The 24,270-nt window shown below is 71.3% G+C and carries 23 protein-coding genes; 16 read left to right on the top strand and 7 right to left on the bottom strand.

The window, feature by feature from the left end:
• Positions 1-5: 5 nt before the first annotated feature.
• Positions 6-2,165 carry a DEAD/DEAH box helicase gene (locus IT355_16180; GenBank protein ID MCC7054810.1) on the bottom strand — a complete coding sequence of 720 codons (2,160 nt, stop codon included), beginning with the start codon at positions 2,163-2,165 and terminating at the stop codon, positions 6-8.
• Positions 2,162-5,341 carry an N-6 DNA methylase gene (locus tag IT355_16175; GenBank protein MCC7054809.1) on the bottom strand — a complete coding sequence of 1,060 codons (3,180 nt, stop codon included), beginning with the start codon at positions 5,339-5,341 and terminating at the stop codon, positions 2,162-2,164. Before IT355_16175 ends, IT355_16180 begins: the two co-directional genes overlap by 4 nt.
• Positions 5,342-5,386: 45 nt before the next feature.
• Between IT355_16175 and IT355_16170 the strand changes: the two genes are divergently transcribed.
• The 3 genes from IT355_16170 to IT355_16160 are packed head-to-tail and all read left to right on the top strand — an operon-like array spanning position 5,387 to position 7,301.
• Positions 5,387-6,325: an LD-carboxypeptidase gene (locus IT355_16170; protein ID MCC7054808.1), complete on the top strand. Its 939-nt coding sequence runs from the start codon at positions 5,387-5,389 to the stop codon at positions 6,323-6,325.
• Between the two features lie 11 nt (positions 6,326-6,336).
• Positions 6,337-6,693 (top strand): hypothetical protein, encoded by a 357-nt coding sequence (locus IT355_16165; protein ID MCC7054807.1) that lies wholly within the window; start codon positions 6,337-6,339, stop codon positions 6,691-6,693.
• A gap of 47 nt (positions 6,694-6,740) precedes the next feature.
• Positions 6,741-7,301: a CoA pyrophosphatase gene (locus IT355_16160; protein MCC7054806.1), complete on the top strand. Its 561-nt coding sequence runs from the start codon at positions 6,741-6,743 to the stop codon at positions 7,299-7,301.
• A 68-nt stretch (positions 7,302-7,369) separates the two neighbouring features.
• Here IT355_16160 and IT355_16155 read toward each other — a convergent pair whose 3' ends face one another.
• The gene (locus IT355_16155; GenBank protein ID MCC7054805.1) at positions 7,370-8,221 is read right to left on the bottom strand and encodes a hypothetical protein; all 852 of its coding nucleotides are present in this window, start codon (positions 8,219-8,221) and stop codon (positions 7,370-7,372) included.
• A 254-nt stretch (positions 8,222-8,475) separates the two neighbouring features.
• Between IT355_16155 and IT355_16150 the strand changes: the two genes are divergently transcribed.
• The 9 genes from IT355_16150 to IT355_16110 all read left to right on the top strand — a co-directional run bounded on the left by IT355_16150 (position 8,476) and on the right by IT355_16110 (position 16,921).
• A complete protein-coding gene (locus tag IT355_16150) occupies positions 8,476-9,876 on the top strand; it encodes an Nramp family divalent metal transporter (GenBank protein ID MCC7054804.1) in 1,401 nt (466 codons plus the stop codon).
• A 1-nt stretch (position 9,877) separates the two neighbouring features.
• Positions 9,878-10,333 carry a universal stress protein gene (locus IT355_16145; protein ID MCC7054803.1) on the top strand — a complete coding sequence of 152 codons (456 nt, stop codon included), beginning with the start codon at positions 9,878-9,880 and terminating at the stop codon, positions 10,331-10,333.
• Between the two features lie 7 nt (positions 10,334-10,340).
• A complete protein-coding gene (locus tag IT355_16140) occupies positions 10,341-11,030 on the top strand; it encodes a metal-dependent transcriptional regulator (GenBank protein MCC7054802.1) in 690 nt (229 codons plus the stop codon).
• Positions 11,027-11,884 carry an FtsX-like permease family protein gene (locus IT355_16135; protein ID MCC7054801.1) on the top strand — a complete coding sequence of 286 codons (858 nt, stop codon included), beginning with the start codon at positions 11,027-11,029 and terminating at the stop codon, positions 11,882-11,884. Before IT355_16140 ends, IT355_16135 begins: the two co-directional genes overlap by 4 nt.
• A complete protein-coding gene (locus tag IT355_16130) occupies positions 11,884-13,071 on the top strand; it encodes an ABC transporter permease (GenBank protein MCC7054800.1) in 1,188 nt (395 codons plus the stop codon). The genes IT355_16135 and IT355_16130 overlap by 1 nt, the downstream gene beginning before the upstream one ends.
• Entirely contained in the window at positions 13,068-13,751 is a 684-nt protein-coding gene (locus IT355_16125; GenBank protein ID MCC7054799.1) for an ABC transporter ATP-binding protein, read from the top strand. Before IT355_16130 ends, IT355_16125 begins: the two co-directional genes overlap by 4 nt.
• Entirely contained in the window at positions 13,748-15,244 is a 1,497-nt protein-coding gene (locus IT355_16120) for an ABC transporter permease (GenBank protein ID MCC7054798.1), read from the top strand. The genes IT355_16125 and IT355_16120 overlap by 4 nt, the downstream gene beginning before the upstream one ends.
• A gap of 112 nt (positions 15,245-15,356) precedes the next feature.
• Entirely contained in the window at positions 15,357-16,169 is an 813-nt protein-coding gene (locus IT355_16115; GenBank protein MCC7054797.1) for a DUF72 domain-containing protein, read from the top strand.
• Entirely contained in the window at positions 16,169-16,921 is a 753-nt protein-coding gene (locus IT355_16110) for an SURF1 family protein (GenBank protein ID MCC7054796.1), read from the top strand. Before IT355_16115 ends, IT355_16110 begins: the two co-directional genes overlap by 1 nt.
• A 273-nt stretch (positions 16,922-17,194) precedes the next feature.
• Here IT355_16110 and IT355_16105 read toward each other — a convergent pair whose 3' ends face one another.
• From IT355_16105 to IT355_16095, 3 genes are all read right to left on the bottom strand, one after another.
• The gene (locus tag IT355_16105) at positions 17,195-18,085 is read right to left on the bottom strand and encodes a DMT family transporter (protein ID MCC7054795.1); all 891 of its coding nucleotides are present in this window, start codon (positions 18,083-18,085) and stop codon (positions 17,195-17,197) included.
• On the bottom strand, positions 18,082-19,497 hold the full coding sequence (mgtE, locus tag IT355_16100; GenBank protein MCC7054794.1) for a magnesium transporter: 1,416 nt from the start codon (positions 19,495-19,497) through the stop codon (positions 18,082-18,084). The genes IT355_16105 and mgtE overlap by 4 nt, the downstream gene beginning before the upstream one ends.
• A gap of 187 nt (positions 19,498-19,684) precedes the next feature.
• The gene (locus IT355_16095; protein ID MCC7054793.1) at positions 19,685-19,921 is read right to left on the bottom strand and encodes a heavy-metal-associated domain-containing protein; all 237 of its coding nucleotides are present in this window, start codon (positions 19,919-19,921) and stop codon (positions 19,685-19,687) included.
• A gap of 60 nt (positions 19,922-19,981) precedes the next feature.
• Between IT355_16095 and IT355_16090 the strand changes: the two genes are divergently transcribed.
• From IT355_16090 to IT355_16080, 3 genes are read left to right on the top strand one after another with little or no spacing between them, the layout of a single operon-like run.
• Positions 19,982-20,884: an NAD(P)-dependent oxidoreductase gene (locus tag IT355_16090; protein MCC7054792.1), complete on the top strand. Its 903-nt coding sequence runs from the start codon at positions 19,982-19,984 to the stop codon at positions 20,882-20,884.
• Entirely contained in the window at positions 20,881-22,071 is a 1,191-nt protein-coding gene (locus IT355_16085; GenBank protein MCC7054791.1) for a hypothetical protein, read from the top strand. Before IT355_16090 ends, IT355_16085 begins: the two co-directional genes overlap by 4 nt.
• Positions 22,072-22,106: 35 nt before the next feature.
• Positions 22,107-22,547 (top strand): DUF2203 family protein, encoded by a 441-nt coding sequence (locus IT355_16080; protein ID MCC7054790.1) that lies wholly within the window; start codon positions 22,107-22,109, stop codon positions 22,545-22,547.
• 33 nt (positions 22,548-22,580) lie between these two features.
• On the opposite strand, the gene rnz is transcribed toward IT355_16080, so the two are convergent.
• Entirely contained in the window at positions 22,581-23,522 is a 942-nt protein-coding gene (gene rnz, locus IT355_16075) for a ribonuclease Z (protein ID MCC7054789.1), read from the bottom strand.
• Positions 23,523-23,889: 367 nt separating this feature from the next.
• Here rnz and IT355_16070 point away from each other — a divergent pair, with 367 nt between their 5' ends.
• The gene (locus IT355_16070; GenBank protein MCC7054788.1) at positions 23,890-24,189 is read left to right on the top strand and encodes a hypothetical protein; all 300 of its coding nucleotides are present in this window, start codon (positions 23,890-23,892) and stop codon (positions 24,187-24,189) included.
• Positions 24,190-24,270 lie beyond the last annotated feature (81 nt).

Raw genomic sequence — 24,270 nt, 5'->3', positions numbered from 1 at the left:
GGCCGTCACGGACCGGCTGGCCGCGGTGCCGGCACGATCGCCACGCCGCACACGATCCGCACGCCTGTCGCGCCCGGCCCGGGGCTCGACGCGTCCGCCGTGAACTCGACGGATCCGGGTGTGACGCGGTCGCGCAGCGCCGCGAGTTCACCGGGGCGTGTGATGCGCATGGCTGCGGCCCGGCTGGCGGACACGCTGGCGGCGGTGGTTGCGCGAGCGCCGGCGTGACGACGCAGCACCATCTCGTCATCCGCGATCCGTGCCTGCCATCGCCGGTCATCGTTGCGGGTGACGCGGAGGGTGGTTTCGCGATCCGCGAGATACTGCTGCAACCGCTCACGCAGCCTGCGGCGCATGCCCGGCATGTGCGTGCGTGGTGACGCGCGGGCCAGGATGTGCCAGTCGTCGCCGGTCGGCCGGCGTGGCGTGTCATCCGCGTCGAGGGCCACCAGCAGGCGCCGATCGTCGAGCCGGACGATGGCGACGATCAGGGGCGCGGCGACGCTGTCGTGCTGCAGCGTGCCCCAGCGACGGCGCACCTGGTCGCAGGAGTGTGCGCGCATGGCGAGTGGTGCCAGCAGCGCCGCCACGTCGCCGGCCCCGTGGTGTGCACCGGTGTGCATGACACGCATCGCGAGGTCCTTGCGGGCGAGGAGCCGGTCGATGGTGTCGTAGGTGGTGCGGGGCAGTGGTGCGGGGAGGTGTGCGACGTCGACTGCGGAGACGGGTGCGCCGATCCGTGCTGCGCGCCCGGTGCGCTGGTGGATCCGGGCCATGGTCCACGGGAGGTCGAGGTGGATGATGGTGCGGACGCCGCTGAGCGAGAGGCCTTCGCTGATCACGTCGGTCGTGATGAGCAGCCGGACGCGGTCCTGTCGCGGAGCCTGGAGCCCGCGGGCGTCGGGGAGGAGGCGTCGCAGCACCTCGGATCGCGAGATGGAGCCGCTGGCGATGCGCGCAGTGCTGCCGGTGAGGAGTGCGATGCCGGCGTGGTCCCGGAGGAGGTGGTGCAGGGCGCGGGCGGTGGCGCTGCTCCAGGTGAAGGCGACGACGGGGCTGCGCGACCACCTGGCGAGGCGGCCGAGTGCACGGGCGCGGTGCGCATCGCTGCCGGCGTCGAGCAACGGGAGCATGGCCTCGAGCGCCTCGCGTTGCGCACGTGCGGCTGCGGCGAGTTCGGCATCGGCTCGCCCCGTCGCATCGCCCAGCAGGAGGGGCATGCCGAGCTGGATGTCGTCGTGGAGTGGGCGGAAGGCGCGCGTCAGCAGGTGCGAGGGTGTCACGCCGGCTTCGGCGGCGAGTTCGATGGCGAGCGTGACGGCGATGCGGTGGCGGATGCGCTGGCGGGCGGCGGCATCGCTCGAACGCAGGGCGTGCAGGAGCCCGAGCTGGACGAGTGGATGGCCGTTCTGCTGGTCGCGCGGTGGCAGGGCGGGCAGGGCCATCACGGCGGCTGGCACGCGGCTGGGCCGGGTCGCGAGTGCCAGGGTTCCGCGCTGCCGGACGACGGGCACGGACACGGGCACGCGGGGATCGGGCCAAGCGGCGCGGATGTCGTCGAGGGTGCGCCGCAGGGTGAGGCGCTGGCGGAGGAGCCTGGCGACCGGTGCGCTGGCGGGAAGGTGGAAGAGCCGGGTGATCCGGGCGAGGTCGTGGCTGTGGTTATGGATGGGCGTTGCGCTGAGCAGCAGGACCTGCGCATCGCGGCAGAGTGCGGCGGTGCGGTGGTGCCGGCGCGTGGCGGGGGTGCGCAGGTGGTGCGCCTCGTCGATGATGACGAGCGCGCGTGCGCCGTGGCGCGGCTCGGCGGGTGCGCTGAGTTGCTCGGTGCTCACGAAGTCGATCGCGACGTCGCAGCGTCGGGCGGCCTCGCGCCAGTGATCGCGCAGCGCCGCCAGCGCGATCACGAGGGGCCTGATGTGCATGCGGGCCGCCACGGCGAGGGCAACGAAGGTCTTGCCGAGTCCGGGGGGATCGGCGAGGAGGGCGCCGCCGTGCCGGGTGAGGCGGGTGTGCAGCCAGTGAACGGCGGCGTCCTGGTGTGGCAGGAGGCTGATGGAGCCGAGTCGAGTCGCGGGCGCGTCGCAGTGGAGGGCGCGTGCGTGGAGGGCGGCGCGGGCGAGTCGCGTGACGATGTCGTGCGTGTTGGCTGCTTGCGTGTTCATGAGGCGCGGGACCGGCTGGTGCGTTCAGCGCGAAGTGCGTCGGAGGTCCAGCGCATGAGGGGGGCGAGGTCGCGGTGGCGCAGGCCGTAGGCGTCGAGCGTGCGGGTGTGGAGTGTCTCCACGTTCACGGGCTCGCCGCGTCGTGCGCGTGCGCCGAGTGGGGCGAGCAGTTCGCGGGCGCGCTCCCATGGGGGGAGGGGGAGGGCGAGGACGGTCCATCCCATGAAGCGGTGGTATCCACCGCGCGCGGGTTCTGCCACGAGCGACAGCCATGCGGTCGTGGAGGGGGCGTTGAGGAGGGTGGCGAGGGTGTGTGCATCGACGGGGTCGTGCAGTCGCACGCCGTAGCACGAGTTGAGTGGGACGGCGGCGGCGTGTGGCGGGAGGATCGTGGCGCGAAGGGAGCGACCGATGTCGGCCCAGATGACGCGCCAGCCGGTGGGGGCGAGCAGGTCGGTGCGGAAGAGCGACCACCACGGTTCGCGGGGGCGGAGGTCGGTGCGGGCGAGGAGGGCGCGCTGGTGTGGGGTGAAGTGCCGAGTCAGTGGGGCGGTGAGGCGTGTGAGGGTGCGGCCGTCGCTGTCGGTGGGGACGACGATGCCGGTGGTGCAGTCGGCGGCGTGCCAGGCGCGCACCTGGTCGCCACGGAGTGCGGGGCGCACCCAGGCGCGGAGTGACGTGGGCACGTCGGTGAGACCGACGAGGAAGGCGTCGTTGCAGCCGGTCTTGATGCCGAGTGCGGGGGGTGGGAGGCGCGAGTCGGTCCAGCGGCTGCCGGCGTGGTGGAGGGTGTCGGCGGCGGTGCGGACGTCATCGGGGACGATGCGCCATGGGGCACCGGGGAGTGTGGCGGCGGGGAGGTGACTGGTGGCGATGTGGAACGCGTGCGCGGTGCCGGCGGCGTCGGTGGTGTGGCAGGTCACCGGGGCGCCGGGGGGTGCCGTGTCGGCATCCTGCGGGTGGTTGCGGCGCATGACGATCGTGGATGGGTAGACGGCGGCGGAGAAGCCTCCGTTGTCGTGGGACTGGTCTCGGAGGTGGAGGGGTTGTGCGTGGTGGAGCAGGTGGTGGCGGAGGGCGCCGCCGGCGACGGAGCGCCAGTGCTTGGCGGGGAGGAGGAAGGCGAGGATGCCGCCGGGGCGTGTGAGGTCGAGTGCGCGGTGGGTGAACGGGATGGCGATGTCGGCCTGCACACCGAAGGGGGTGCCGGCGTTGGTGTGTCGCATCACCGCGGCGAATCGTGAGCGGAGCCGGTGCCTGGTGTCGTGGTCCATGTGGTGTGACCGCACCCAGGGTGGGTTGCCGATGACGAGGTCGAAGCCGCCCGCGGCGGCGGCGTCGCCGAAGTGGGTCCGGAAGTCGAAGTCGGCAGTGGCACCGTCGTCGAGGCGCCGGATGGTGCGTCGGTGTTGTGCGAGGAGTTCGCGGAGTGTCGCGAGCCGTCGTCGTTGTGTGGCCGAGAGGCCGTGGCGGGCGCCGAAGAGGGTGTGTCCGCGTGCGAGGTGCAGGAGGTCGGCCCGTTCCTGCCGGAGTGCCCGGGACGCGCGCAGGGCGATGTCGCGTGCGCTGTCGCGTTCTGCGGCATCGATCCGGGTGGCGAGCGTGCGCTTCCGGGTGCCGGAGCTTCGGGCGTAGTGCTCGCGGAGCTTGGCGAGGCGTGCGGACTGCGCGAATCGGCCGGCGTCATCGAAGGCGTGCACGCCGAGTGAGTCGCCGATGCGGATGTGGTGATCGAGGTTGGGGAGAGGGGTGATGGCGAGGGGGTCGGTGGTGTCGTCGTCGATGACGACGGAGAGCCAGAGGCGCAGTTCGCAGAGCCAGACGGCCATCGGGGCGATGTCGACGCCGAAGATGGAGTGAGTGAGGGTCTCGCGCCGCAGTTCGGCGATGCTGCGCGGATCGCCGAGTGATTGCCGGAGGGAGGCGAGGCGCTCGAGGGTGGCGACGAGGAGTGCGCCGGAGCCGCAGGCGGGGTCGAGGGTGCGGAGGCGTTCTGCGTGGTGGCGGATGCGCGAGGCGTCGGCGCTGGCGAGCGGTGCGCCGTCGAGTGCGGCGCGGACGAGGGGGCGTGGCAGGGGGATCGCGTGTTCGAGCGCATCGTCGACGAGGGTCGAGACCAGCGCTGCGGGGGTGTAGAAGGTGCCGGTGCCGCGGCGGACGGTGGCGTCCATGAGCGCCTCGAAGGTCCGGCCTAGGAGGTCGGGATCGACGGCGGCTTCCGACCAGGTGCGTGCGTCCTCGCGGGCGGTGAACCGGAAGCGGGCGAGGGTGTCGAGGAGGAGCGGTGCGAGCTGCTCGTCGTGCAGGGCGGGGTGTCGGGCGCGGCGTTCGGTGGTGGAGGTGGCGAAGAGGCCGCCGTTGAGGAACGGGATGCGTCCGAACGCGCGGGCGGCGGGGGCGCGGTTGCGACGCGGCGTGTTGAGGGTGCCGAAGGTCAGCGGGGCGAGGAGCTGCGGCCACAGCCTGCCGTGGTGTTCGAGGATGTGTTCGGCGTGGCGTGCGAGGAAGTTGCGGTCGTCATCGAGCCAGCCCTTCGTCTCGAGGAACTTGAGGAAGAGGAGCCGTGCGACGTGGATGAGTGCGAGGGTGCGGCGGTCGTCGTCGTGGACGCGCGCGGGCCAGGCGGCGGCGATGTCGGAGACATGGGTGTCGAGTGCGCGGAAGAACCGGCGTCCGATGGCGTGCCTGCCGAGCAGTTCGTGCCAGCGGAGGCAGGTGAGCGTCGGGTCCGGGTGCCAGGCGGTGGCGAGTGCGGCGACGGTCTGCGCATCGGAGTCGAGAATGCGTGGCGGCGTGGTGTGCAGGACGGCGAGCCGGGGGCCGCGGGCGGAGCTGAGCCAGCAGGCGATGGCGAGTGGGCCGTCGTCGCGGCAGTGGAGGATGACGAGCCAGCGTCGCGGGTCGGTGAGGCGGTCGAGGTGGGTGATGATGTCGTGCAGTGTCTCGCGCCAGTGTTCCTGCGGGATGTGGTCGGCGATGAGGACGGCGGCGTGTGCATCGCGGGTGATGCGCGTGAGTGCGGCGCCGTCGAAGCGGTCGATGCGCATGGCGCGCATCGGTCGGCTGCCGAGTGGCTGGGGTGGGGCGTGGAAGCCCAGTGCGCGGGCGAGGGCGACCAGTCCCGTGCGGGATGTGGCTTGTGCGAGGAGGAGGTGGGCGGTGCGTGTGGAGAGCATGTCGCCACGGTAGCGTGGGGCGTGCGAAGCCTTACCATCCCGTTCATGCAGATCTCATCGAAATCATCCTGGCCGGCGGTGTTGTCGTCGGGGGCGCGGGTGGCGCTGGTGTGCGGGTCGGGGCCGTTGCGGGGGGAGTCCGACGTGGCGATCGCGGAGGCGAGCGTGCGTGGTTTCGGGTGGGAGCCCGTGCGCGGCCGGCACGTGCTCGGTCGGCGCGGATACCTTGCCGGGAGCGATGCCGAGCGGCTGTCGGATGTGCAGTGGGCACTCGACGACCCGGCGATCGACGCCGTGTGGCTGGTGCGTGGCGGGTTCGGGCTGACGCGGATCGTGCCGGCGCTGTCGCTGGAGGCGTTCATGCGGCGACCGCGGGCGGTGATCGGGTATTCGGACGTGACGGCGCTGCACTGTGCGATCGCGGCGCGTGCCGGGGTGGTGACGTTCCACGGGCACACGGGGCGCGCGCCGTTGCCGGCGCTGAGCGCGGCGTCGCTGCACGCTGCCGTGAGCGGGTCGGCGGAGCCGTGTGGTGTGTGGGAGGATGCTGCGGTCGTGCGTGAGGGGGTCGTGACCGGGCGCCTGGCCGGGGGGAACCTCGCGTTGCTGGCGGCGTTGTGCGGGACGCCGGATGCGGTGCGTGGGGCGGGCGCGATCCTCGTGCTCGAGGACGTGAACGAGGCGGCGTATCGTGTCGACCGGCAGTTGCGGCAACTCGAGCAGGCGGGGGCCTTCCGCGGGTGTGTGGGGTTGGCGGTGGGCCAGTTCACGCAGGTGCCGGAGGATGAGCATCCCGGGGCCACGTCGATCGGCGCGTTGGTGTCCGAACTCGCCGACCGGTTGCAGGTCCCCTGTCTGGCGAACCTCCCGATCGGCCATATTGCCGATCAGTGGACGTTGCCGCTCGGTGCGGAGGCGACGCTGGATGCGGCGGCGCGATCGCTGGTGATCCGCGACGCCGTGCGCAGGATCACCGTGGCCTGAGGAGCAGGGACATGAAGAGCTTTGCCGAGCTGGTTGCCGATTCGAAGGCGCGCATCACGGAAGTGACGGCGGCGGAGACCGTTGCACGGTGCGCCGCCGGCGGATCGGTGGTGCTGATCGACGTGCGCGAGGACCGTGAGTGGAACCTCGGGCATGCGGCGGGCGCGGTGCACATGTCGCGGGGGACCATCGAGAGCAAGATCGAGGGTTCGGTGCCGCGCGATGCACAGGTCGTGCTGTACTGTGCGTCGGGGAACCGGTCGGCGTTGTCGGCCGAGTCGCTGCGGGCGATGGGGTACGCGAACGTGTCTTCGCTGGCCGGTGGCTTTCGCGCGTGGGTGGATGCGAACGGCGAGGTCGAGGGCTAGTCCGCACGACCGGCGCCCGGACCGTTCCGCCCCGGATGGACGCGCTGATGCGGGCGCTCCGTGCGCATGCGCGCGTGGAGGAGCCGGAGGAGGCCGGGCTGCGGTGGGCGGCGGTGGCGCTGGTGCTGCGGGGGCATTCCGTGTCGGATGCGGAGTTGCTCTTCATCCGGCGGGCGGAGCGCGCCGGTGATCCGTGGAGCGGGCACGTGGCGTTTCCCGGGGGACGGCGGGAGCCGGCGGACCGCTCGCTCGAGGAGACGGCGCGACGTGAGACGCGCGAGGAGCTGGCGCTGGATCTCGACCTGACCGGCACGATGCTGGGTGTGCTGGACGACCTGCGTCCGCGGTCGCCGGTGCTGCCGTCGATTGCCGTGCGCCCGTACGTGTTCCACGTCACCGTCCCGGTGCCCCTCGTGCCGAACGTCGAGGTGCATTCGGCGTTCTGGCAGAAGGTGCGCTCCCTGCGCGACCCTGCCGTGCAATGGGAGCATGCGTTCGACCGGGGCGGCGCCCGGATGCGCTTCCCCGCCTATCGGTGCGGCGACGACATCGTCTGGGGGATGACGGAGCGGATCCTGACGCAGTTCCTGTCGGTGGCGCTCCCCTGAGCCGGAACGCCTGACGCCCCGCCCCGCATCGGCGTCGATGCAGGACGGGGCGGCAGTGGGGCACCGGGTCAGCTGGCCGGCTTCGGCGTGACCTCGCCGGTGTCCAGGTCGAGGATGAATTCCTTGCCGTTGACCACCAGCGCGGCGAACTGCGTGCCGTTGAACGTGACCACGCTGTTGCGCACGGTGGTCGTCGTCCCGTTCGTGGCGTCGGTGCGGACGACGGTGTAGTTCCGCGTGACGGTGCCGGAGAGCGGCCAGGCATCGGGGAGGCGGATGGCGGGGGTGACGACGTTGGCGATCGCCAGCGAGGCCTCCATGTCGTAGGAGCGGGTGAGGCCGTTCGCGCCGCTGCTGTCACGCAGGAACACGGTGCGCTGGCGTTCGGCGGCACCGGTGCCGTTCACCGTCACGGAGGTGTTGGCGCCGAGCAGGCCGGAGAGCGTGATGTCGCGGGAGCGGCTCATGGTGCCGCTCCAGCGCTTCCGGGTGATCTCGCCGGTGAGCGTCCACTTGAAGTTCGCGCTGGCGGTGGTGGTGGCGCTGAAGGCGGACTGCGCGGCACCCTGCTCGTCGGCGTAGGCGTAGCTGCGGGTCAGCGAGAAGGGGCCGCGGGTGCGCGTGGTGCAGGTGAAGCGCGCGGTCGTGGTGTCGAACGGGCAGGTCTCCCAGCGGGCGAAGCGTTCGAAGTCGGTGGCCTGCGCGATGCCGAAGGCGCCGCGGTTGACCCGGAACATCTCGACGTCCTCCTTGGCGGCATCACCGGCGATGGTGGCGACATCGAGGGTGGTGGCGGCGGCGACGGCGGCGCTGATGCCGCTGTCGGCGGGGGCGGTGGCACCGTCGCCGCAGGCGGTGAGGAGGGCGGCGAGGGTGAGGGCGGTGGCGGTGGAGCGGAGGAGGGCGCGCGGCGTCGGCATGGTCGGGTACCGGTCTGGGGAGCGAGGGGGAGGGGGATCGGCAGTGCGGGGTGCGGAGCACTGCGGCGGTGACAGGGGGGCAGACTTCGCGGGCCGGCCGACGTTAAGGCGCGGTGGCGGGGTGTCGGCGTCGCGAGCGCGTCTGGGCAGACCTCCGTCCGGCCCGGGCCGGGGCGGAACGCGGGGGAGGGCTGGACTTCCGGATCCGGGGTGCCGATAATTTCGCTTGTGCGAAATCACTTCTTCGGAACTCCATGACCGTACCGAGCCGGACGCCGGGTGGTCCGGCAGGGCCTGCCGGGCCGACACCCGAGCCTGTCGTCCTCACCGGCGACATCCCGGCCTGGCGCCGCACGCGCGTCGCCCCCTCCCTTGCCGAGGCGTACCGCACGGTCCCGGTCAGTCAGGGCAACTGGTTCCGGAAACTCCTCGCCTTCGGCGGACCGGGATACCTGGTCGCGGTGGGCTACATGGACCCGGGCAACTGGGCCACCGACCTCGCCGGCGGCGCCCAGTTCGGCTACTCGCTCCTCTACGTCATCCTGCTCAGCAACCTGATGGCCGTCCTGCTCCAGGGACTGGCCTCCAAGCTGGGCATCGTCACGGGGCGCGACCTCGCGCAGGCCTGCCGCGACGCCTATCCGCCGCGCCTGTCCTTCGCGCTCTGGATCATCGCCGAGCTGGCCATCGCGGCCTGCGACCTGGCCGAGGTGATCGGCACCGCCATCGCCCTCCAGCTCCTCTTCGGCATCTCGCTCCCGGTCGGCGTCACGCTCACCGCCCTCGACGTGCTCGTCGTGCTCTGGCTGCAGGGCAAGGGCTTCCGGCTGCTCGAGGCGATGGTCATCGCGCTGGTTGCCATCGTCGGGATCTGCTTCCTGTTCGAGCTCGTGCTCTCCCGCCCCGACGTCGGCGGCGTGCTGCGTGGCTTCGTGCCCGGCCCGGAGATCCTCGGCAACCGCGACATGCTCTACATCGCCATCGGCATCCTCGGCGCCACCGTCATGCCGCACAACCTCTACCTGCACTCCAGCATCGTGCAGACGCGCAAGTACGAGGAGACCACCGAGGGCAAGCGCGAGGCGGTCCGCTTCGCGTTCGCCGACTCCACCATCGCCCTCACCTTCGCACTCGGCATCAACGCCGCGATCCTGATCGTCTCCGCCGCCACCTTCCACACCACCGGCAACAGCGGCGTGGCCGAGATCCAGGATGCGTGGAAACTGCTCACGCCGCTGCTCGGTGCCGGCGCCAGCACCGCGTTCGCGCTGGCCCTGCTGGCCTCGGGGCAGAATTCCACCCTCACCGGCACGCTCGCCGGCCAGATCGTGATGGAGGGGTTCCTCAACCTCCGCCTCCAGCCGTGGGTGCGCCGCCTCATCACGCGGGCGATCGCGATTGTACCGGCGGTGGTGGTCAGTATCTTGTACGGCGCCAGCGGCACCTCACGACTCCTCGTCCTCAGTCAGGTGATTCTCAGCCTGCAGCTCTCGTTCGCGGTCTTCCCGCTGGTGATGTTCACGTCCGACCGCCGCAAGATGGGCGAGTTCGTGAACGCCCGGTGGCTGACGGCGCTCGCCTGGTTGATCGCGATCACGATCGCGTCGCTCAACGCGTGGCTGCTGTTCCAGGTCGTGCGCGACTGGCTCACCTGACATGTACCGGCACATCCTCGTCCCGCTCGAGAACTCGTCGTACGATGCGGCGATTCTGGACCACGTGCGCACGCTGGCCACGCTCTGCAACGCGCGCGTGACGCTGATGCACGTGGCCGACGGCTTCGCCGCGCGGAACATCCAGTCGCTGAAGCTGCGCGAGTCGGAGGAGATGCGCGCCGACCGCGCCTACCTGGACCAGTGTGTCGCCGGGCTGGCCGGCGCTGCGCTGGACGTGGACTCGGTGCTGGCCTCGGGCGACCCGGCGCACGAGATCTGCGAGGCGGCGGCGCGCGAGGCGTGCGACCTGATCGCGATGGCCACGCATGGCCACGGCTTCCTGAACGACGTCGTGCGCGGGAGCGTGGCGAACGCGGTGCGCCACCGGTCGCTGGTGCCGGTGCTGCTCGTCCGCGGCATGCCCGCCGCGACCACCACCCGCCGCACCCCGCGCTGAGCCGATCGTGGACCGCCACCGCGCCACACCCGCCGCCCCGGCGCTCACGGCGCCGGTCGAGGATTACCTCAAGGCGATCTACGACATCCAGCAGGGCGGGAAGGCCGCCACCACCAACGCGCTCGCCGAGCGGCTGCTGCTCGCGCCGGCGAGCGTGAGCGGGATGGTGCGCCGCCTCGCCGCACAGGGCCTGCTGGAGCACGAGCCGTATCGCGGCGCGCGCCTCACGGCGAGCGGCCGCGCGGCCGCCCTCCGCACCCTGCGCCGCCACCGCGTGCTCGAGAGCTACCTCGCCACCGTCCTCGGCGTGCCATGGGACGACGTGCACGCGGAGGCGGAGCAGCTGGAGCATGCCGCGAGCGACGCGCTTATCGATCGCATGGCACACGCCCTCGGGGATCCCCGCTTCGACCCGCACGGCGCGCCGATCCCCACCCGTGACGGCACGGTCGACGAGACGCGCCACAGCTCCCTCGCCGAGTGGCCCGTGGGAACCATCGGCATCGTCATGAGCGTCAGTGACAAGGATCCCGTGATGCTCCGCTACCTCGGCGAACTCGAACTGCGACCTGGTGCCATGGTGAACGTGCAGGCCCGCGCCCCGTACGACGGCCCGATCGAGGTGATGGTGGGCAGCGTGCTGCGCCAGATCGGTCCCACCGCCGCCCGCGCCGTCCGCATCGCCGACCGCGCGTGATCCGCCACTGGCTGGCGGGGCCGATGGCGCTGCTCGCGGCGGCGCCGGTGGCGGCCCAGGTCATCGACTCCGCCCCGACCCGGTCGGCCCTCGTGCGGACCATCGCCCTCGATGCGCGGCTCGCCACCGACGCCGGCCTGCGGCTCGGCGACACCGTGCGCATCTCCGCACTCACGGGTGACCGCACCGCCGAGCGGGCCGTGGTCAGCGCGCTGCTGGCACGGCGCGCCGATCCCAGCGAGATCGCGCGGCAGGAGTACCGGGCGCGGCTCCACCTCGACCAGTTGCAGCGCCTCTCCGGCTACGGCGACCGCGTGGACCGCTTCGCGATCCGCACCAGCGGTGACAGCGCCCGCGCCGCCCTGCTCACCACCGTCAACGCCGCCGCCTTCGGCTTCCGCGCCTGGCCGAGCGCCGAGATCGCGGTGCGCACCAGCCGCACCTTCCAGGTCGTGCGGCGCTTCCATCGCGCCATCGGCGTGATCACGATCGTGGCCAGTGCCGCGTTCCTGCTCTGCATCCTGCTGCTCAAGATCGACGAACGCCGCCGCGATGTGGCCGCGCTGCGGATGATGGGCATCTCGTCTGCCACGATCGTGCGGTCGGTGGTGCTCGAGGCGGGCCTGATCGCGCTCCTCGGCTCCCTGTTCGGCGTCGGGCTCGGCATCGTGATGGCGCGGCTGGTGAACTGGCACTTCCAGGGCGTGCACCGCACCACGCTGGCGTTCACGCTCGTCACCAGTGAGACGATCCTCTTCGCCTGTGCCCTGTCGGTGGTGCTCGGCACGGTGGCGGGGTGGGTGGCGGCGCGTCGGCTCGTGGCGCGACCGCCGCTGTCGCTGCTGGGCCGCTGATGCCGTTCCGCCTTGCGTTCCTGGCGCTGCTCCGCCACCCCGCCCGCACCCTGCTCGCGCTGCTGGGCATCGCCGTCTCCACCGCGCTGCTGCTCGACATGGTGATGCTCGCGTCGGGCATGCGCGAGAACTTCCAGGGGTTCCTGCTGATCCGCGGCTACCAGCTGCGTGTGGCGCCGAAGGGCACGTTGCCATTCGACAGTGATGCGACGATGGACAGCGCCACCGCACTCGTGCAGCGGATCCGCGCCCTCCGCGGCGTGACGGCCGTCAGCCCGGTGCTGGGCGGGCAGTCGCAGGTCACCACCGGCGAGCGCACCGTGACGGCGTTCACGCTGGGCATCGAACCGGCGGTGCAGGGTGACTACGAGCTCGTGCGCGGCGCGGATGTCAGTGCCAGCGGCGACATCGTCGTCAACGAGCGCTGGCTGGCCCTCACCGGTCGCCAGGTGGGTGACACCGTCTCGCTGGCCGTCGGCTACGACCCGCAGCTGCGCACCGTGCTCGCACGGCGCCCGTTCACCATCCGTGGGGTCGGCCGCTTCTTCTACACCGCCACGTCGCAGCCCACGCTGGCGATGCGGCTCACCGCACTGCAGGACCTCGGTGGCCCATCGCGGCGTGACCAGGTGTCGCTGCTGATGGTGCGTGCCGCCGCCGGCGAGGATCTCGACGCGGTCCGCACGCGCGTCCAGGCCGTGAGTGCGCGCGTCTCGGCCATCTCCCTCGCGGACGCCACCGCGCAGGTGGAGCAGCGACTCTCGTACTTCCGGCAGCTGGCGCTGGTGCTCGGCAGCATCTCGCTCGCCGTGGGCGTGCTGCTGGTCACGACGCTCATCACGATCGGCGTGAACGAGCGGGCGGGCGAAATCGCGGTGCTGCGCGCCATCGGGGTCGGGAAGGGCAGTGTGGTGCAGCAGGTCGTGACCGAGGGCGTGGCCCTCACCGGCACCGGCGCGCTCGCCGGTATCGGCATCGGCCTCGTCACCGCGCAGTGGCTCGAGCGCATCCTCGCAGACTTCCCAGGCATGCCCGCGACGTTCCGGTTCTTCGTCTTCCAGCCGCGCGATGCCGGCATCGCCCTCGGCCTGCTCGTCACCGCCGGCGTGCTGGCCGGGATCTACCCGGCGTGGCGCGCGGCTTCGCTGCCCATCGCCGTCACGCTGCGCCGCGAGGCCGTCGCATGACCGCCATCGTGGAGGTGCGCGACCTGGCACGCGACTATGCCATGGGCGGCAGCGCGGTGCATGCGCTGCGCGGCGTGAGCTTCGACGTGCAGGCCGGTGAGTGGGTGGCCATCGTCGGTCCCTCCGGCTGCGGCAAGAGCACGCTGCTCAACCTCCTCGGTGCCGTCGACACGCCCGATGCCGGGTCGCTGAGCATCGCGGGACAGCGCATCGACCGCCTCGACGACGCGCAGGCGACCGCGTTCCGGCTCCGCCGGATCGGCTTCGTGTTCCAGCGCTTCTACCTGATGCCGGCGTTGACTGCCGCCGAAAACGTGGAGCTGCCGCTGGCCGAGGCGCGGGTGCCGCGCGACGTGCGGCGTGCGCGCGTGCAGTCGCTGCTCGGCTACGTCGGGCTGGGCGCACGGGCCACGCACCGGCCGTCGCAGCTCAGCGGCGGCGAACAACAGCGGGTGGCGATCGCGCGCGCACTGGCCAACCAGCCGGCTCTGCTCCTGGCCGACGAACCCACCGGCGAGCTCGATGCCGCAACCGGCCTCGAGATGATCGACCTGTTCCGCCGCCTGCATGCCGACGGCACGACGATCGTGGTGGTCACGCACGACGCGCAGATGGCGGCCGCCGCCGGTCGCCGCATCCACATGCGCGACGGCCGCATCGTGCCCGGGGCGCAGCCGTGACCTGGCAGCTCGCGCTGCGGAACCTCGGCTTCCGCAAGCTCCGCACCCTCTTCCTGCTCGCCGGCTACGGGCTGGGCGTCGCGGTCATGATCGTGCTGCTCTCGGTGGGTGACGCGATGATCGCGCAGGCCAGCGACGAGAAGCTCGTGGGCGGCGGTGACGTGACCGTGCTGCCGGAGGGACTGGATGTCGAGGTGATGAAGACCGGCGGTGTGGGCGGGCTGTTCTTCTCGATCGCCAACGCCCGCTTCCTGTACCACCAGCTGCTGGCCTCGCCGCGCCAGGCGGGGAACGTGTTGGCCGTGGCGCCGCAGGTGGAATCGCGGCTGCTCTACGTCACGCTGCCGGATGGCCGCGAGGTGCCAGTGCGCGCGGCGGGGGAAATTCCCGACGCCACCCGCGCCGTCGGCGCCGCGCCACCGCTGGCGGCGGGTGACTGGCGGAATGACGCGGGCGACCGTCGCTGGGTCGCGCCGACACTGCGCGAACTGCGCCACGATGCGGACCACTTCCACCTGCCGCCGGCCGGCGCCGCGACACCGGAGAGCTGGGGCGAGTGGCACTACTTCAACGTGATCTCACCCGACGCGAACCACTGGTACTTCATCACCTACATCGTCGGCGGGGCGGTGCCGCAGGGCCGCTGGGCCGGCCAGTTGCTGGTGACCGTGCACGAGACCGGCCGCGCGGCGCGGCGCTTCTCGTTGGCCGTGCCGAACGGCGAGGTGCGGTTCAGCACGCGCGATGCCGACGTCGATTTCGGGAGCGCCGGCAGCGTGACCCTCGACTCGGCCGGCAACTACCGCGTGCGCGGCACCGCGCGTGCCGAGGATGGGTCGGCGGCGCCGCTCGGGATCGACCTCGTGGTGAGCCCGGCGCCGCGGGCATGGTTTCCCGGCGCGACGCTGCTCGGTGGCGAATCGCCCTCGGGCTATGCCGTGATGGGACTGCGCGCATCGGCCACGGGGCGCATCTGCATCGCGGCGGCGTGTGCGGCATTCGACGGGGCGCAGGCGTACCACGACCACAACTGGGGCACCTGGCAGGGGGTGACCTGGGACTGGGGCTCGGCGCGCGCCGGGGCGTACACGGTATTGTACGGCCGCGTGCGCCCACCTGACGCGGCGCAGGGCGCCGCCGAGGCGCCGCTGTTCGTGTACCTCGTGGACTCGCTCGGCTTCCGGGCGGTGTTCCGGCCGCGCGTGGTGGCGTACGACGACTCGCGTGCCGTGGCGGGACCCGGACGCGGTCCGGCGACGGCACGGCTGTTCGACGTGCGCGGTGCGGACACGCTGGACCTGCGGCTGGCGATCGAGGACGTGGTGGCGAGCGACACGCGCGCGGGGCTGATCGAGCGGGGCGAGGGGGCGTACGCGCGTCGGCTGGCGACGCCGTGGTTCCTCCAGATGAAGGGCCGGGCCCGTCTCGCGGGACGGGTCGGCGGTGCGGCCCTTACCGGCGAAGGCATCGGATTCTTCGAAACGTATCGTTGATGGCGCCATGACGCACTGTTGCTGACTCGATATCCGGCGTATTCTGGTGGAGTTTGCTGCCCCGACGCCAGCGGCACTTGGCTCCCCTTCCCCCGCCTGCCACCTTTGCTCTATGGCAGCCACGATCCGGCTCGGCACTCAGGGCTGGAACTACGACGCGTGGGTCGGCGCGTTCTATCCGTCCGGCACGAAAGCGCCCGATTACCTCGGCGTGTACTCGCGCGCGTTCCCGACGGTCGAGATCGACTCGACGTTCTACGCCATTCCGTCGGTGCGCAGCGTGCGCGGGTGGGGCAACAAGGTCCCCGAGGGCTTCAAGTTCGCCCTCAAACTCCCGCAGGAAATCACGCACGACAACCGTCTCCGTGATTCCGCCGACCTCACGAACCTCTTCCTCGATCGCGCCCGCGAACTCGAGGACAAGCTTGGGATCGTCCTGATCCAGCTCGGCCCCGATTTCGCGCCCTCGGAGCTCCCCGCGCTCGCCGCGTTCCTCCCCACCCTCCCGGTCCGCGAGATCCCGTTCGCGATCGAGTTCCGCCAGCGCGGATGGATCAACGAGGGCGTCCTCGCCCTGCTGCGTGAATACAGCGTCGCACTGACGCTCACCGACGCCCGCTGGATCCCGCGCAAGCAGATGCTCGCCTTGGCCGAAACCCCGACCTCACCCACCGCCTACCTGCGCTGGATGGGACCCAACCGGGACTTCACCGACTACAGTCACATCCAGGTCGACCGCACCCGCGAGCTCAACGCCTGGGCCACCGCCATCAAGGGACTGCAGACGCGCGTGAAGACGATCTACGGCTTCGTGAACAACCATTTCTCCGGCCACAGCCCCGAGAGTGTCCGCCAGCTCCAGCGTCTCCTCGGCCAGGTGCCGGTGACGCCGGACCAGCTCGGCGAACAGATGACACTGTTCTAGTGCGCGACGACCGCAGTCCGGCGCCCGGCACCCGCCCGCGCGTCTTCGTCTTCATCGTGCTCGCCGTCGCCATCGCCGCCGGCTGCATCCGCCTCGGGTTCTGGCAGCTCGACCGGCTCGCATGGCGACGCGCGCTGAACGCCGAGGTCGCGTCCCACTTCACGGCACCCCCCGTCCCGGTCGAGTCGCTGCCCGCCGACAGCGCCGCCATGCGCTACCGTCGCGTCACCGTCACCGGTGTCTTCGACTACGCCAACGAGGTGCTCATCACGCAGCGCATCCGCGGCGGCTCACCGGGCGTGAACCTGCTCACGCCATTGCGCGTCGCCGGACGCGACACGGCGTACCTCGTCAACCGCGGCTGGGTCTACTCACCCAATGGCAAGGATGTCGACCGCGCGGCGTGGCGCGAGCCCGACACGGCGCAGGTGCTGGCCTTCGCCCTCCCGGCCTCGACCCCCGACTCCGGTGCGGCAGGGATCACGAGCCCGAAGATCATGCGCACGCTCGATTTCGCCGAAGTGCAGAAGGGCATGCCGTACCCCGTGAAGCCCCTCCTGCTCGTGCAACTGGGCGACACCGCACCCAGGGCCGGCATCCCCCCGCGCCTCGTCCCGCCGCCACCCAGCGAGGGCGCCCACAAGAGCTACGCCGTGCAGTGGTTCAGCTTCGCCACCATCGCGCTGCTCGGCGCCGGCATCTTCGCGTACAACGACCGCCGCCGCCACCTCCCGCGCGTCGACGACACCTGAGCGTCGCGACGGTCTGCGTCGTTCGGAGATCGTCAACAGGGTTCACGCGGAAGACGCGGAAAACGCGGAAAGGCCCTACCCCAAGGCCACGTCCGGCCGAATGCACCTTGAAGGAATGCTGTAGGAACTGCGTGCGCGAACGCGCAGTTCCTACAGCATCTTCTTCGGGTCGAGCCGTCTCCAGGGTGGCAGCGCGGTAGAGGCACCTTTCCGCGTTTTCCGCGTTTTCCGCGTGAACCTTGTTGACGATGCCTCGCGCGCGGCAACACTCGATCAGGTTGCAGGCTTTCGCTGCAGGACCACCATCGCCGCCGCGATCAGCGCACCGCCGAGCCAGATGCGCACGCCAACCGCCTGCCCCAGCACGACGCCGGCCAGCAGCGCCGTCCAGAACGGCTCCACCGTGCTGACGATGGACGTGCGCACCGGCCCGAGTTCCGTCAGCCCGCGCAGGAAGGCGATGAACGCGATCGCGGTCGGGATGATCGCGAGGGCGGCACCGTTGATCAGCAGCGACCGGCTCGCCGGATAGAGCGGCGCCCCGGTCACGAGCGCGCCGACCAGGAAGAGCACGCCCGCACCCAGCACCATCCACGTCATGGCCGCCGCCGGCTTCAACCCCGACTGGATCCGGCCCAGCCACGGGATCAGCAGCGCGTACACCACCGCGGCCGTCAGGGCGAGGGCGATGCCGCGCGGCGCGAGCTGCGCGGCGAACGGGTTGCCCACGATGGTCACGATGCCGGCCAGGGACAGCACCAGCGCCAGCACGTTCATCGGGCCCACCGTCTCGGTCCGGCGGAGCACCGCCAGCAGCGTCACCCACGAGGGATAGGTGTAGAACAGGAACGCCACTGCCGCGGCGGGCATCACCTGCAGTGCGGCCACCGACAGGCCGGCGATCGCGGTCTGCGCCGCACCCCCCACCAACAGCAACTGCCACTTCCGCGCGCCGACGGCCAGCACCGGCGCCGGTCCGCCCGCGATGATCCCGAGCAGGATCGTGCCCAGCAGGTAGCGATACGTCAGCAGCGTCGAGAGGCTGGCGCCGCCGTCGATCGCGCGCTGGGAGAAGATCAGCGTCGTGCCGAAGCAGGCCGCGCTGAGCAGCACCAGCAGCGTCCCGCGCCACGGATGCGCGGTCGCCGGTGTTGGAGTCGTCACAGGTAAGTGCCGCGGAGCAGGAGCAATGCGAGTGTGAAGTAGATCACGAGCCCCGTCACGTCCACCAGCGTCGCCACCAGCGGTGCCGAGGCGCTCGCCGGGTCCAGCCCGAAACGCTTGAGCGCGAACGGCAGCATCGCACCCACCAGCGTGCCGAACGTCACCACGCCGATCAGCGAGAGCGCCACCGTCAATGCCAGCAGCGTGTGGCCGGCCCCGTAGCTCGTCCAGCCTAGGGCCTCCCAGATCTCGATCCGCGCGAAGCCCAGCACGCCGAGGATCGTGCCGAGCAGCAGGCCGCTCGGCAGCTCGCGCATCGCGACCCGCCACCAGTCGCGCAGGCGCACCTCGCGCAGGGCGAGGGCGCGGATCAGCAGCGACGTGGCCTGCGAACCGGAGTTGCCTCCGGAGCTGATGATCAGCGGCACGAACAGCGCCAGCACGGCGGCACGCTGGATCTCCCCCTCGAACCGGCCCATCGCCACCGCCGTCAGCATCTCGCCGATGAACAGCACGGTCAGCCAGCCGGCCCGCTTGCGGAGCAGCGTGAAGAAGCCGGAGTCGATGTACGGATCGTCGAGCGCCTCCATGCCGCCGAGTTTCTGCACGTCCTCGGTGGCGTCCTCCTGCACGATGTCGATGACGTCGTCCACCGTCACCACACCCACCAGGCGCATGTTCTCGTCCACAACCGGCACCGCCACGAGGTCGTACTTCGACGTGCGCTCCACGATCTCCTCGCGGCCCGCGTGCACGGTCACCGTCACCACCTCGGTCCACGCGATCTCCGACACCGGCACCCCGTCGGGCGCCGCGAGCAGCTCGCGCAGCGACATCACGCCGTTCACGCGCCCCGCCTCGTCGGTGCTGTAGATCGTGTACATCGCCTCCTTGCGCCCCACCCGCGCGATGGCGCGCACGCTGGCCAGCGCGTCCTCCACCCGCTGCGAGCTCGGCACGGAGACGAACTCCGTCGTCATCAGCCCGCCGGCCGTGTCCTCGTCGTAGGCAAGCAGCTGCTCCGTCTCGCGCTGCTGCTCCGGCGGGAGTGCCGACAGGATCTCGTCGGCCACCTCCTCCTCGAGCTCGTCGAGCGCGTCGGCACGGTCGTCCGGCGTCATCTCCGTGACGAGCTGCGCGGCCTGTCGCGTGGTCATCGTCTCGAGGACGTCGCTGCGCAGCTCGTCGTCGAGATATTCCAGCACGTCGGCCGCGCGCCCCGCACCCAGCGCGTTCAGCAGCGCCACCACCCGGTCCCGCGGGATCGCTGCCGCGACATCCGCCAGGTCGGCCGGATGCATCTCTTCCGTCTCCGCTGCCACGGCTTCCGGCGCCTCGTCCAGCAGCGCGAGAATGTCCGGGGCGAGCAGGGCGGCGATCGGGAGATCGTCGTCGCGTCGCTTCTTCGCCATCAGGAACCGGTCACTCGTGCGGTTGGCGGCCCTGACCGGGCACAGCAACCGTCGTCACGGAAGGAAGACGACCGTCCGGTCGTCATGGAGCTGGTGCCGCCCGTCACCCGCTGCGGCGTTGGGCCAAGTTAGGCCGGCCCGCCACATGGGGTAACCCCACGAATCGCGGCCGGAGCCACGCCCCCTGTCACGACTCGCCGACCACCGGCAGGCGGCGTTCGGACCGGACCGCCGACACCGCGAAGCCTGCCACCCCGATCGCCTGGCGCAACGCCGCCTCGGTGGCCGCACCATCGTGCTCCACCTCCACCCGGCCCAGCGTCACGTCACACCAGCGGATCCCATCCACCATCACGAGTGCCGTCTGCACCGCGCGCACGCAGTGCACGGCGCGCATGCCCTCCACCTCGACGAGTGTCCGCATGTGGCGCAAGATACGACCCGGCACACCCATCACCGTGGACCGCCCGATTTAGCTTTCGGCATGCCACTCTCCGTCGCGTTTCTCGGACTCGGCGCCATCGGCGCCCCCATGGCCGCGCATGTCGCCCGCGCCGGCCACGCCCTCACGATCTGGAATCGCACGGCGGAACGGGCCGCCGGGAGCGCCGCTGCGGCGGCGGGCGCACGGGTGGCCGCGACCCCGGCCGATGCGGTGCGCGACGCCGACATCATCATCACTTGCCTCCCCGAATCGTCGCACGTGGCCACCCTGCTCGCCGATGGCGGCAACGCGATGCGCGACGCGATCAGGCCGGGTGCCCTGCTGGTGGACTGCACCTCCGGTGACCCGGACACCAGCCGCAGCATCGCCGCGGACCTTGCCACCGCCGGCATCGCGTTCATCGACGCCCCGGTGAGCGGCGGGGTGGCCGGTGCCGACGCCGGCACCCTCACCGTCATGGTCGGCGGCGACGCCGCGGCGCTCGAACGTGCCCGGCCGGTGCTGGAGAGCTTCGCCGGCAAGATCGTGCACTGCGGCGCCGTCGGTGCCGGTGACGCGATCAAGGCCGTGAACAACGCGCTGCTCGCCCTGCACCTGTGGTCCACCGCCGAGGGGCTGGTGGCCGCCATGAAGGCCGGCGTGGCACCACAGGTGGCCCTCGACGTCATCAATGCCTCGTCGGGCCGCTCCAACGCCTCGATGAACCTCTTTCCGGATCGGGTGCTCACGGGCGCCTTCCCGCGCACCTTCCGCCTCGCGCTCCTGGACAAGGATGCCGGCATCGCCGCCGGCATCGCGCGCAGCCAGAAGGGTGCCGCGCCCACCCTGCAGCTCGCGGCCGACCTGATGCGCATCGCGCACCTCGAGCTGGGCGACGAGGTGGACCACGTCGAGGCGGTGAAGCTCGTGGAGCGGTGGGCCGGGGTCGAGCTGCGCTCGTGAGGCGTGCGGTGGGCGCGTGCCTGCGCCGCGCGGCGGCCTGCCTGGTGCTGGTGTCGGCCGGCACTGGCTGCCGGCCCGCACTGCCGGCGACGCCGATGGCGGAGGCGGAGTTCCTCGTCGTGACGGATGACTCCACGGCCTGGGTGCGCGCCGGCCGCGACACGGTGCAGGTGCTGCGGGCCCCCATGCTGGTGGCCGAACTCGCGGGCCGGCTGGTGGAGATCTACGTCGCCGAGGATCCGATCGACTTCGAGGAGGCCTCGTTCCTCGTCACCCGCGTCTATCGCCGTGACCTGGTCTCCGGCGACAGTGCGCTGGTCTTCGCCGATTCCACCGTCCTGCGCGAGGCGATGGCGTGGGTGGCGGCCCACCCCGGCGCCGAGCGGCTCGACAGCGAGGAGGAGCTCCCGCCGGACGAGGGCCGGGCGCTCGAGTCGAGCATCACGCCCCTCGAGGTGGTGGGGCCGGTGATGGGTCTCGAGGTGCACGTGGACCGCACCGTCGGCGAGCTGGGCACCCACGACACCTACCGCGCCACCGTTGATCTGGCCACCGGCCGCCGGCTCGCGCTCGGTGACCTCGTGCCGCACCGTGCCGCGGCCGACGCGATGGTGACGGCCCGGCAGCACATCGGCTCGGCGGTGTCGCTCGCGACGAAGCAGGGTGGGGCGGTGGGTCGTGCGGCCGGCGCCGCCATCGGCGCGCTGCTGATGGACTCGCTCAGTTTCTCGCTGGTGCGACGGAACGATTCGCTGGCCGCACAGTTTCTCCTCCATGACGAACAGGTCATCGACGAGGAGCACGATGCGCATCGTTATGCACTCGAGCCGGTTACCCTCCCGGCCACGGGGTGGTGGCCCGGCGCCGTCGGCACGCTGCCACGGGAAGGTGACGACTCGACCCTCGCGTTCGCGATCGGGACGCTGGCCCTCACCGTGCACGCCGACCGCGAGGACATGGCGATGGTGACGGCGGACACGCGGCGTGGCCCGCGCCCGGTGCTCGCGATGCGCGGCCCGGTCCGGCGCCTGATCCTCGTCGCCGACTCCCTGATCGCGCCCGCCGGCCAGTGGCGCCGGGCGTTGCAGCGCGCATTCAGCGAGTCAGGCTATTATTCGGATCAGGTTCGCGCAGCGTCGCTGCGCAACCGCGCGCGCCCCACCGCAGCCAGGCAGGCGGCACTATGACGATCGGCGGAGACCAGAACCCGCGAGCACGTCCGTTGCCCGTCTCCTCGCCGCCGCGCGACGAGACGCCACCGATGACGATGGCGCTCGCCACCCGCATGCTGCCGCTCGTCGAACGCATCGTGGCCGACCTGCGCGTCGCCTGGGAGGCATGGCGCGCCGCCGTCACGCGCTACGACACGGTGCTCGCGGCGCTCGATGCCGACATGGACTCGCAGCTCTCCCGCACCGCGCACCGCGACGTGCGCCGTCGCGCGGCCGAGGTGGAGGCACTGCGGCGCGAGCTCGAGCCGCTCGGCGCCACCTGCCGGTCGCCGCGCAACGGGCGCGTGGAATGGCTCGCGGTCGTCGATGGCATGCCCTCGCGCCTGCTCTGGCAGCCCGGCGAAGTGTCGGTGACGCGATGGGAGCCGACCGACGAGCTGCACGTCACCACCCCCGACGACCTGGACGACACCGACCCGTCGCGCAGCTGAGCGTCGCGCAGCCGCGTCCGCGCGGTCACGCGCTCATCGGATCGATTCGGTCATTTCGGCCTCGAACGGCACCTCGATCTCCAGGCCGTCACGCGCCGCGACGGTGGCCGCGAACACCGTCTGTGCCTGCGTGACGAGTTCCCCGGGATCGCGCGAATAGCGCGCCGAGAAGTGCGTGAGCAGCAGTCGCTTCACGCCGGCGTCACGCGCCACCGTCGCTGCCTCGCGGGCGGTGCTGTGGCCGGTTTCCACCGCGCGCTCCGCCTCGTCGTCGCCGAAGGTGGCTTCGTGCACGAGCAGGTCGGCCTGCGCGGCGATCTCGCGCAGCGCGGTGGTGGGGCGGGTGTCGCCGGAAATCACGACGCGGCGTCCGGCGCGTGGCTGGCCGACCAGCATCGTCGCATCCACCACGCGTCCGTCGGGAAGCGTCACCGGTTCGCCGCGATGGAGGCGTCCCCAGAGCGGACCCTCGGGAATGCCGATGCTGCGTGCGAGGTCCGGATTGAATCGGCCCAATCTGATCTTTTCGATCAGCGCGTAGCCGAGCGCCGACGCGCCGTGATGATCGGCGGCGATGGCGTGCACGGAATAGTCGGTCCGATCGAGCACGGCGCCAGGTTCGAGCTCGGCAATTTCTACCGGGAACGTGAGGCGCTCGCCCCCGAACGCGATGCACGCCCGCAACGCCTTGAGTGCGCCGGGCGGTCCGTAGAGGCGGAGGAGCTCGGTCCGGCCCTGGAGGGCCATCGTCCGCGTGAGCCCGATCACGCCTAGGACGTGGTCGGTGTGGAAATGCGTGAAGAAGATCTCGCCGGTGGTGAACCCGACGCCGTAGCGCATCATCTGGCGCTGGGTGCCCTCGCCGCAGTCGAACAGGAGTGTTTCCCCTTCACGGACGAGGGCGAGCGCGGTGACGTTGCGCTCCACGGTCGGGCGTGCGGCGGAGGTGCCGAGGAATCTGAGACTGAGCGACATGCCAGAATATAGCGCCGCCTATTTAGCGAACTCGACCATACGGAATCTTGACAGAAATCGGGTGGATTTGCCGTCTGGTCAGGGAAACGGGTGTAATATTGCAGAGCGGCCTCGGCCAGCGGCCCGTAACGTGCATAGGCTGAGGTTCGCAGGACTTGTCAGGAATCCAGGCGGATGCCTGACAGAACACCCGGGGCGTCCGGAGACGGTGTAACAGCCATCGTCGCCGGAGGATCCTGAGTGCTGGATCGGTTCGGTTCGGCCGCGCCCCGACTGGAAGCGGAGGGGGTGGGCCGCTGCTGCATTGGTTCCAGCTCCGACCGGGCAAACCGGGGTGGTAACCTTTCACGGGGCAGGAGGACGCTGCATGGCAGAGACGATGGACCGCGGCTCGTCGCCTATGGGCGACGAAAAGCCGCGAAAGAGCACGCGAGGGTTCGCCAGCATGGATCCCAACCGGCAGAAGGAAATCGCCTCCAAGGGCGGCCGGGCGGCACATGCAAAGGGCACCGCTCATGAGTGGTCCCGCGACGAAGCCCGCAACGCGGGGAAGAAGGGAGGCGAGATCGTCAGTCGCGATCGCGCGCACATGGCCTCGATCGGCCGTGAAGGTGGCGGTGCACGCAGCCGCAACCGTCGCGGTGGTACCGACGAGACCCGTCGATAACCTCGGACGACCGATCCTCGGTCCGGACTGCGAGCACAGCACTGCCGCATGACGACGCCGATGGTCTGCAGGACATGCACA

The sequence above is a fragment of the Gemmatimonadaceae bacterium genome, assembly GCA_020851035.1.
In the GTDB taxonomy this organism is placed as follows: Bacteria; Gemmatimonadota; Gemmatimonadetes; order Gemmatimonadales; family Gemmatimonadaceae; genus JACMLX01.
Note: the sequence above shows the minus strand (reverse complement) of the source record. Positions and strands in the feature narration are given on the sequence as shown.